This is a genomic window from Psychrobacter sp. JCM 18903 (assembly GCF_000586475.1).
In the GTDB taxonomy this organism is placed as follows: domain Bacteria; phylum Pseudomonadota; class Gammaproteobacteria; order Pseudomonadales; family Moraxellaceae; genus Psychrobacter.
The window spans coordinates 92,606-102,505 of the sequence record NZ_BAWJ01000015.1 but is presented as its reverse complement, the minus strand read 5'-3'; the positions used below and the strand labels follow the sequence as shown (position 1 = coordinate 102,505).

General features: G+C 44.6%; 7 protein-coding genes and 3 pseudogenes. 2 read left to right on the top strand and 8 right to left on the bottom strand.

All coding sequences use genetic code 11. The features are described from left to right. Positions 1–158 precede the first annotated feature (158 nt). Together TT12_RS11275 and TT12_RS11270 are read right to left on the bottom strand one after the other, a co-directional pair. Positions 159–1,106, bottom strand: coding sequence for a hypothetical protein (locus tag TT12_RS11275; RefSeq protein WP_045454905.1), 948 nt, complete (start codon positions 1,104–1,106; stop codon positions 159–161). Positions 1,107–1,178: 72 nt separating this feature from the next. After that, positions 1,179–1,685, bottom strand: a complete 507-nt coding sequence (locus TT12_RS11270; RefSeq protein WP_045443744.1) for a hypothetical protein — start codon at positions 1,683–1,685, stop codon at positions 1,179–1,181. 430 nt (positions 1,686–2,115) lie between these two features. Between TT12_RS11270 and TT12_RS11265 the strand changes: the two genes are divergently transcribed. Next, positions 2,116–3,405: a replication-associated recombination protein A gene (locus tag TT12_RS11265; RefSeq protein ID WP_045454903.1), complete on the top strand. Its 1,290-nt coding sequence runs from the start codon at positions 2,116–2,118 to the stop codon at positions 3,403–3,405. A gap of 324 nt (positions 3,406–3,729) precedes the next feature. Next, a pseudogene (ribBA, locus tag TT12_RS11260) lies at positions 3,730–4,840 on the top strand (bifunctional 3,4-dihydroxy-2-butanone-4-phosphate synthase/GTP cyclohydrolase II). Positions 4,841–4,933: 93 nt separating this feature from the next. Here ribBA and TT12_RS11255 read toward each other — a convergent pair. From TT12_RS11255 to TT12_RS11235, 6 genes and pseudogenes are all read right to left on the bottom strand, one after another. Then, a pseudogene (locus TT12_RS11255) lies at positions 4,934–5,421 on the bottom strand (acyl-CoA thioesterase). Positions 5,422–5,479: 58 nt separating this feature from the next. After that, positions 5,480–6,457, bottom strand: coding sequence for a hypothetical protein (locus TT12_RS11250; protein WP_045454901.1), 978 nt, complete (start codon positions 6,455–6,457; stop codon positions 5,480–5,482). A 101-nt stretch (positions 6,458–6,558) separates the two neighbouring features. Next, the gene (locus TT12_RS11245; protein ID WP_243443624.1) at positions 6,559–7,389 is read right to left on the bottom strand and encodes a uroporphyrinogen-III synthase; all 831 of its coding nucleotides are present in this window, start codon (positions 7,387–7,389) and stop codon (positions 6,559–6,561) included. Positions 7,390–7,406: 17 nt separating this feature from the next. Next, positions 7,407–7,547 (bottom strand): hypothetical protein, encoded by a 141-nt coding sequence (locus TT12_RS17540; RefSeq protein WP_243443623.1) that lies wholly within the window; start codon positions 7,545–7,547, stop codon positions 7,407–7,409. A 98-nt stretch (positions 7,548–7,645) separates the two neighbouring features. Continuing rightward, positions 7,646–8,679, bottom strand: a pseudogene (hemC, locus tag TT12_RS11240) (hydroxymethylbilane synthase). 218 nt (positions 8,680–8,897) lie between these two features. Continuing rightward, the gene (locus tag TT12_RS11235; protein WP_045443089.1) at positions 8,898–9,635 is read right to left on the bottom strand and encodes a LytR/AlgR family response regulator transcription factor; all 738 of its coding nucleotides are present in this window, start codon (positions 9,633–9,635) and stop codon (positions 8,898–8,900) included. Between the last annotated feature and the right edge of the window lie 265 nt (positions 9,636–9,900).

The window sequence follows — 9,900 nt, the reverse complement described above, 5'->3', positions numbered from 1 at the left end:
CATAAAATCCGCCATCGTGCGGGATTTTTTATGGTTCTTTTTTTATGGCTCATGTTTTATGGTTCTTACCGTCTCATTTGATACGGTTAGCCACATTACATTTTATAGAAACCCTATCCGTTACTGAATGAATAACTGAGTGAGTGACAGAATTGCGGCTACTGGAATTCTTTTAGTGTTTGCTCATATTTGGCAATTTGCTCATCATAACCTTTAATGGTGTCATTAAACTTAGTCATAAGCGTCTCAAATTCTTTTTGTTGATTCAGTTTCATCTGCTGCATATCAATCACTTGCTGAGCTTCTATCTGCTCCCAAACCTGATGCTGAATAATCAAACGCGCTAATGCTGGGCTCTTGGCACTGAGCCTACCGGCAATTTCTGCATGCTCAAATAACTGCGGAGCCAATGTTGCGATATTAATTAACGTATCAACATCTTCTGCGCTAAGAGGCGTCGTCACAGGCTGATAAAGCGCTTCCATCGCTTGCTGGTAGCTTTCGATGATTTGATCTTCTGTTAGCATGACAGGCTTACGCGGCTCAAGGCTAATGCGCTTTAACACCGTTAAATCACGCTCGCCAACTTCCGTACTGGTATTGATATCAGCCTCAGCGGAGATATCCACTTCATCATCTGTGATTTCAGCAGATGGTGTGTTGCTATCAGCTGTATCGCTGTTATTCTCCATCACGTTATCAGTATTAGTATCGCTAGCAGTATCATCATTTATCAGCAATGAATCCTCACTATCTAAGCTATCAGCGGCTTGTAGGGATTCATACTCTGCTTGTAAACGACGCTGTAGCCTTTGTGCTTGCGCGACATATATAGGCTGAAACTGCTTTATACGGGTAGCAGCAGAATCACTTGGCCGCATAGGCTGACTGTCTTCAGTGCTCGTTTTTTCAACGCTCTGACTGTCTTCTGGCGCAGGTTGAGTCTCTGCTTGCTGCTGACAACCACTTAACAGCAATACGCCGCTGAGTGTTGCCGCAAGCAAGGTTGACGAGTGCTGTAAAAGGGTGTTGTTTTGATTGATAGAATCATCAACCACACCTTTACTCATTTTATAATTGGGCTTTTTCGGCAAAAATTTAAACATAAGGGTACGTGTCCTTGTTAAGGCAAAATAATAAAAACCAAAGTCGTCATGGCAATCCATTGCCAATGGATATCACTTCATATTGTCGTCAGACTTCACGATTAAAAATGGAATACAAGTTTCTAACGCTTGACAGTCTTGTCCACGCTGACGACGAATAAAATAATCCTGAACCATACGCGCCTGCTGTTCGATACCGTAGTTAAAGAAGGATTTGCCTGTCTTGAGTACATAATCATAGCGGCGATCAATAAGTGCACCGCGCACCACTTTTAAGCCTTGCTGTAATTGCCATACATGGGTCAATTCATGTATCAGCCAACTTTTTTTACTCAATGAAGCATCGCTAAAATCTATTATCCAATCTGCTGGGTTAAAATAAATATTGCCATTAGGACTAACGGCATAATGTTTCAACACCCACCAAGCAGTCTTGAGCTGAACCTCATCGAGATTGATACTGTCGCCAAATACTGAACGCGCCAGCGCTATCTCACCTGTAGTAAGCAAACGTGATTGCTGTTTGGCACTGCGATATAAATAGCGAGCAAACAAGCGCTGCAATATCGGCGGAGACATCATGACGGTAATACCTTATGCCTAATGAATGGATAATCACAAATGATAGGTCGTAAATCGGGCGTGATATCTGCGATCTATCAATGCTGCTGAACCGTTAATAGGGATAAAAGCATAAAAATCAAAGTATTTGGGACATAAGCTGTACACTTGATTGACTTTTATTAACGTAAATCTGCGTTAGCCTATCGTGTATGACACATATCAAGACACATACCAAATAGCATCTTTATAAATTAGCCTACTTTTACTACTCATGTCTAATATTCATTAGTGCGAAAATCATGCCAAACAGACAGATATGGTCTTTTTCCATAGCAATGATGAATGTAATCTAGGATGTAGTCATTTAGATGCAGCAATAAAAACCCATTAATCACTGTCGTCATGAACTAATTGATAGCTGTTTAAATTGATAATAGAGATTTCTATGCCGCCTAATTTTCATGCCGACACACCCCTTGCCCAGCGTATGCGCCCAACGACACTTGATGCAATCATTGGTCAAGAACATCTACTGGCAGCAGGTGCGCCCTTGCGGCGTTTGGTCGAACAAGGACATCTGCCATCGATTATTTTGCATGGTGAAGCTGGCATCGGCAAAACGACTATTGCCATGCTGTTGGCTGATGCTGTTGGCAGACCTTTTCATGCCTTGTCTGCCTTGAATACTGGGGTCAAACAGCTGCGAGAAGTGTTAGACAATAAGGACTCATTAGCATTTGAATCGCCAGTGGTTTTTATCGATGAGATACACCGCTTTAACAAGGCTCAGCAGGATGCCTTACTGGGCGCGGTCGAATCTGGTGATATTACCTTGATTGGTGCGACAACTGAAAACCCCTCCTTTAGTGTCAATAATGCGCTGCTATCACGTTGCCAAGTGTATCGTTTAGAGCCACTGACGCCTGAGCAAATCAGTGCGGTATTGCAAAGGGCAATTTCAGAAGATTCAGTGCTGAAGAATTTGACGGTTGATTTACAAGCACAGGACACTATCAGCCAACTGGCGCATGGCGATGCTAGGAAGGCGCTAAATTTATTAGAGCTGGCTATTCAAACGGCGGACACTAAGCAATCACCGCTTGTCATTAACGATGAATTGGTCGCTCGTGTTGCTCAGACCGCGCTGGTACGCTATGACAAAGATGGTGAGCAGCATTACGATATTATCTCGGCGATGATAAAGTCCGTACGTGGCTCAGACCCTGATGCTGCGCTTTATTGGATGGCGCGGATGTTAGTGGGCGGTGAGCCTGCTGATTTTATCGCGCGGCGTTTGGTCATCTTGGCCAGTGAAGATATTGGTAATGCCAACCCTAATGCTTTACTGCTTGCCGATGCAGCATTACGTAGTGTGCAGTCAATTGGTATGCCAGAAGCGCGTATTATCTTGGGGCAAGTAGTGGTTTATTTGGCGACCAGTGCCAAAAGTAACAGCACTTATAAAGCCATCAATGCGGCGATGGCATTGGCAGAAAAAGATGCCTCACCTGTGCCGCTACACCTACGTAATGGCGTAACCAAACTGATGCGTAATCAAGGCTATGGTCAAGGTTACGCCTATCCACACGATTATCCCAATCACTATTATCCGCAAAGCTATTTGCCAGACAATTTAGTTGGAACCAGCTTTTATGAATTTGCCGACAACCAGCGCGAGCAACACAGCAAACAGTTTATGGATTGGCTAAAAAGCCAAGCAGCCAGCAACGACTGATGGCTCACATGTCGATTATCCCATTGCTTACTGCGTCATTGAATACATGAATCGTCGTGACCATTAATAATACTTATCACTATATTTGACAGACTGGTCCATATAGTTTCGAGATGAAGCAGCATAGTGGGCTGAAAAGCGTTAAAATGTCCTCATATTGATATATAAGCAATGATTAGATAATGTCTACGGTGGATCAATTTGATTCCATGCACTTTGCCTAACCGCAACAGCGCTCTGTAGCATCTACTGCTACAATAGACAGACAATGCTTTATATTCCACATCACACCTATCTATAAATAATAAAATATTGAGACTTACTATGAGTTTAAATACGATTCCTGAGATTATCGAAGACATTCGTGCTGGCAAGATGGTCATCTTAATGGATGATGAAGACCGTGAAAATGAAGGTGATATCATTATGGCAGCGACCCATGTGCGCCCTGAAGATATTAACTTTATGATTACTCATGCACGTGGTTTGGTCTGCTTGACCTTGTCACAAGCACGCTGCCAACAGTTGGCGTTGCCGCTGATGTCTGATCGTAACGAGGCAAAATTTAGCACCAACTTTACGGTTTCTATCGAAGCCGCTGAAGGCGTTACCACGGGTATCTCTGCTGCTGATCGCGCTCGTACAATTCAAGCCGCGGTTTCTTCTTCGGCAAAACCTGAAGACATCGTCCAGCCTGGACATATCTTCCCAATCATGGCTCAAAATGGTGGCGTCTTGCACCGCGCTGGACATACCGAAGCTGGTTGTGATTTAGCACGCCTAGCAGGGCTTGAGCCCGCAGCAGTGATTGTCGAAATCATCAATGCTGATGGTACGATGCGCGCCGTGATGACCTTGAGATATTTGCCGAAGAGCATGGCATCAAGATGGGTACAATTGCTGACCTCATCAACTACCGCATCGCGAACGAGCAAACGGTAGAAGAAATTGAATCGCGTCCTTTTGAAACGGAATACGGCACCTTTACGCTACATGCTTCCGCGAATTTGGCGCTGATGAAACGCATTTGGCTTTGGTAAAAGGCGATGTGAGCGAAGGCGTCAGCACCGTCCGTGTCCATGGTTTTCACCCACTACGCGACTTGTTTGCTGCCAAAAATGATATGACGGGTCGTAGTGGCTGGAGCGTGCGCTCAGCACTGGAGGAAATCAGTAATTCAGATCGCGGCGTATTAGTTTGGATTGGCAGCAACCAGCCAATAGATTTAGGAGAGGCGTTAGACAAAGCGGCAGACAATGAATCGCAATCGACCATTACTCAGCAGCCGTATCGCAGCATTGGTGTTGGCGCACAGATTTTGCGTCATTTAGGCGTTCGTGATATGCGTTTATTATCATCACCCATGAAGTTTTACGCATTATCAGGCTTTGACTTGAACGTCATCGATTTCGTACATGCCCCAAAGCAAGATTAATATTTGACTGATTGATTCGATATCAGCCACATAGCAAAAGGCACGCTAACATAACGTTAGCGTGCCTTTTTTTCATTTATTTAATATTTAGTACTAAAGCTTCAGTATATGACCAACTTTCGCTTCTAATGCCAATAGCCGAGCGCGCTCTTCCTCTGTCCAAGCTAACTTACACTTTCCCTCACTATCGAGACGTACCACGACTGCCTCAGCTGTCGCGACGATAGCCGCTTGCGCGGTGCTATAGTAGCTATATTCCATCACGATACTCGTATTGCCCAAGCCCTGACAGCGCACTCCTAATAGCAAAGTATCAGGATAAGTCACTGGGCGTAAATACTGGCAACTTGATTGTGCCAATACCGTCACCATACTGCCATCAAACATACCTAGCGCCTGCAAATAGCCAATTCGCGCTGATTCAGCATAACGGTAATAAATCACATTATTTAAATGGTTAAACGCATCCATCTCGCCCCAGTGAATGGCTGATGATGAATAATGGGATAATGAGACAATTCGTCAGGATGATTATCTGCGGTATTAGAGGCTGCATGTGCTGCTTGATTCAAACTTTCCATAACGTCACTTCTCTTATTTTTATATTCATAAATCTATCAATCAACATCCACTGAACCACTAACGCTGAGATTTATCCAAAATCTGAGTGGTCAACAATGGCGTTGGTTTCGGTGCATTGGCAATCAATTTATCTAACCAATCTATGACTTCTGCGATATTTGTCGGAGAGGATCTGGTTTGTAGGTTCTTGTCGATAGAGGTTTGTTTTTTGCCTGCGGACGCAGCATTAGAAGCGTTTTCAGTATTAGTCATGGCTGCCTTTGGCGCTGACTGTTGCGGAATAGCAGACTTCGGCACCAAGGTTTGTAGTTGATTTCGTGCTTGACGCAGATAACCAACCAGCTGCTCTTGTTCGCGCATATTACTGGCTTGACTGGCTAGATTCAAGGTCATAATCACTTCGTGAATGGTCAGTTGTTTGCGCGAGAGGCTCATATTACTATCGGTGCTATTGTGCGGTGTCGCCTCGCTACTCACACGCTCATAGCTGTGCAAAAACTCTTGAATATTTTGGATGGCGAGGTTTTGTAGCTGCCAAGGACTGGGCTGAGTGCTGCTTGCCTGCAAACGTTCGATGTCTTTCATCAAGCTTTGTTTGATCACAACCGTTAGCGCTGGAGCAATCTCATTGCTACCTTGCGAAAGCTGCCAATGTAGACCACGCAACAAATCAATCGCTGCACTATCGTTATTGTCTGCCAATAATCTATCAGCGGCTTGTATCTGAATACGCAATAAATCTAACTGGTTTTGCGCTTGGCTACTGGCGGCAGATCGAGGCTCTGGCAGCGTCTGCTGACTCATCGCAAATAGACGGTCATCCATCTCATTCAGACGGCTGACGACTTGCTCGTTGCTTTGCAAACGCTCATTAACACTATGCTGGAAACGCTGCTGGCTGATGTAGAGCCACAATAGGGCGGCGATAAGCAACAAGATAACCAGCCACTGCAGGCGCAACAAAAACACATTTGCTTGTCGGCGCTGCTGAGTAGCAGAAGGTTCCTGAGATAACGATTCAGAATTGATTGACATAAGGCAGCACCGTTATTTTGGCCAAAACAGGTTTAAAGCGAATAAATAAAAAGTGAAACATAATAGATAAGGACAGATCATCGGTTGGTACATTTATACATTTAACAGGCTTTAGCATGGATAGCAGCAAGAATGGTTTCTGGCGCCAAATCTTCCACACGCCAATAACTTAACTGCTGCTCAGCGACCATATTGGCTAAACGCTCACCCAGCACCACATAAGCAAAGTCTGACAATTTATAGGGCAAAATAGCGGGGGTTTCTCTGGCTGTTTCTTGCTTTAATGCCTTTTCTGCTACAGCCCGAACGATGCTTTCCCAATGCTCAAAGGCTGTACCGCTACTGATGACAACGATTGGCTTTGGCTGACTAGCTGATGTATCTTGCACATCTTGGCGAGCTAAAAACCCTTGTAGCCATTGCTCGTATTGAGTCATTGCCTCGACTGGCATTATGCGCTCATACCAAGCAATGCTATCGATATGCACACCGCGTGCCAGCAACGTATCGACCAATAGTCGCCTACCACCCAATCCGCGCCAAACGAGCAACTTGTCACCTGCTTGCAAACGCTCAATCTCAGGCATCGCTAGCATACCTTCGTTATTAGCAATGTGAGGCTGAAGCACTTGGTAATTCGATGCCTCGATTTTGGTATTATTTAATACCGACGCGGTCGCTTCACCCACGGCAATCAAGTAGCTCGGAGCTTGCAGAGCATTAATTGCTATATCTTTTCGCTCATTATTATTATCATCGTCATCGTCATCGTTTTGAGCTTGGCGCTCATCTTCAAGCGCTTGCCAAACAGTCAGTCCTGAAGCGGCCGCCGTTGGGCTAACAATCACAAGCGCCTTATAATCGCCTGCTAGCCATTGGCGCATCAGCGTCATGTCTTGCTCAGTCGTTGGGCGCGATTGTAACGTCAACATCGGTATCTCTACCACCGTCAGCCTGCTGCTTGTAGATGATCCGTCAATGCAGCGGCACGCTCTACTGGGCGAGTATTAATGACTACTTGCGTGAGTGATGACTCATTATTTGATTGACTGTTAGCAATAAGCTGGGCGTGATTTAATGTTGATGACATAGACGTACCATGACAAAAGACTGATAGAATTGGCTTAACGATAGCCCTAGCATCAATAATACTGGGGCTATGACTAAGATAATCAAAATACTGGCCTGTTATTCAGGATGATAAATCGCGGATAAGATATCACCCGCGCCATCGGCAAGCAGTATATTGGCAACATCAATACCAAGCTGATTAGCCTGTACTTCTTGCTCGGCTTGTGTGCCGATCAACGTGACGCGTTTTTCTGCTTTTAGCAGCTCGCTGCCATCCGCTTGACCGACGCGGCCACGTAGCCATAACACATTGCCGTTGTCGTTATTGCCATTGTCACCGTTATCATCATTGTTGCTGCTCGTTTCATCCGCCATTTGTAACACGGCATAAGCGGCGATCGGCACTTGGCAGCCACCCTCTAAGTGACGGTTTAGCGCGCGCTCAGCAATGAGGCGGATACGAGCTTTATCATCATTCAGTGGTGCCAGTAATTTTAACACCTCATCATCACCTTCACGCATTCGATTGCTAAGGCGCCCTGACCAACCGCAGGCAGGCAGGCATTGATATCAAGCTCGCCGCGTATGCGCTCATCCAGCTCAATACGCTGCAAACCACTGGTTGCTAAAATAATCGCATCATACTCGCCAGCATCTAGCTTGCCCAAACGTGTACCAACGTTACCGCGTAAGGTTTTGATTTGCAGGTCTGGGCGATAGGCTTTAAGCTGACACTGACGACGCAAACTTGACGTGCCAACGACTGCCTCTTGCGGCAATTCATCAATACTATTATAGGTGTTAGACACAAAAGCATCAGTCGGTGAGGCGCGTTTGCAATAGACGCCTAGCACCAAGCCTTCAGGAAGCTGCATCGGTACGTCCTTTAATGAATGTACCGCGATGTCCGCTTGTTTGTCATATAGCGCTTGCTCAAGCTCTTTGACAAACAAACCTTTACCGCCAATTTTAGCCAAAGGTGTGTCCAAAATCTTGTCACCCTTAGTGACAATTTTTAGCAAGTTAATCGTCAATTCAGGATACAAATCTAGTAGACGAGCACGGATATGCTCAGCTTGCCATAATGCTAAAGGGCTCTGACGCGTGGCGATATTCAAGGTAGTCAAAGCAGTTTGCTGCGGATTGCTCATAAAGGGCCTCAATAAATTCGATACTGTTCACGTCAGTACTATGCAGGTCAGTATTAAACAATACTGTAAATTTTCCACAAAAAATGGGCGATATAAACCATATATAGTCAATGCTGACGCAAAAAAAATACCCCTATTTAAGCATAAATAAGGGTTTGATGATATGGGATGATTATTTCACGGTTATTTTGCTGTTATTTCACTATGCAAACCGCAGCTTACATGCTTTGAATCTTGTCACGTAATGCAGGTAAGTGACGGCGGCTAACCGCAAGTGTCTCATCAATGCCTTTAAAGCGTATTTGATATTGTCCTGCATCCAACGTTTCTAAAAAGTCCAAAAAACTAAGGTTGATGATGGCATTACGGTGCACCCGAAACAGCCGATCCTCAAATTCTTGTTCAAGCTCTTTTAGCGTCTCATCAATCAGGACAATGCCATCTTTGTGACGGACTTTGACGTACTTTTGATCGGCGGTAAAATAATAGATGTCTTTGAGCTTGATGAGCTCAACGCCTCGGTGAGTACGAGCAGCGATATGCTCACGTACTGGACGCGCTGTTGGGTCTTCGAGTTTACGAATCTCATTTAACTGCGCCGCGTTCAAATTTTTCGCTTTATCTAGTGCTTCTAGTAACTCATCTTTATTGGCAGGCTTTAATAAATAACCAATCGCATTGGCTTTTAGCGCGGCAATGGCATAATGATCATAAGCGGTGACAAATATAATGGCTGGCGGATGCTCAAGTTTGGCAAGCTCTTGCGCACAGCGCACCCCATCCATCTCAGGCATACGAATATCTAATAATATGATGTCTGGCTGCTGAGTTTTGACAGCGATAATGGCTTCTGCACCCGTGGTTGCTTGAGCAACGACTTGATGACCTGACTCCTGTACAATTCTAACCAAACGCTCACGTGCTAGTGGCTCATCATCACAAACTACGATACGCATGCAAACTCCAATCCCAGGATAAACTTAGTATTTTTTTCAATGGCCTTACCAACATATTAGCACTCATTACCAATCACTTAGCATAAAAACCTTTAATTATTTCATAAAACAATAACTGGCTATATTGACGTTGATAGCCTTGTGCATTGAGTTTTATTGCGATGCATTTATCGATAATAATTTTTATGGGGAATCATGGCTAAATATAAAGTAAAACAACCCATTAGCTATAAAGATGGTGCAATAACTATGCCATACCTATTTC

Coding starts and splice junctions, on each gene's coding strand:
- TT12_RS11275 (WP_045454905.1), bottom strand. CDS start 1,106: ATGTTTAAATTTTTGCCGAAAAAGCCCAATTATAAAATGAGTAAAGGT.
- TT12_RS11270 (WP_045443744.1), bottom strand. CDS start 1,685: ATGTCTCCGCCGATATTGCAGCGCTTGTTTGCTCGCTATTTATATCGC.
- TT12_RS11265 (WP_045454903.1), top strand. CDS start 2,116: ATGCCGCCTAATTTTCATGCCGACACACCCCTTGCCCAGCGTATGCGC.
- TT12_RS11250 (WP_045454901.1), bottom strand. CDS start 6,457: ATGTCAATCAATTCTGAATCGTTATCTCAGGAACCTTCTGCTACTCAG.
- TT12_RS11245 (WP_243443624.1), bottom strand. CDS start 7,389: ATGTTGACGTTACAATCGCGCCCAACGACTGAGCAAGACATGACGCTG.
- TT12_RS17540 (WP_243443623.1), bottom strand. CDS start 7,547: ATGTCATCAACATTAAATCACGCCCAGCTTATTGCTAACAGTCAATCA.
- TT12_RS11235 (WP_045443089.1), bottom strand. CDS start 9,635: ATGCGTATCGTAGTTTGTGATGATGAGCCACTAGCACGTGAGCGTTTG.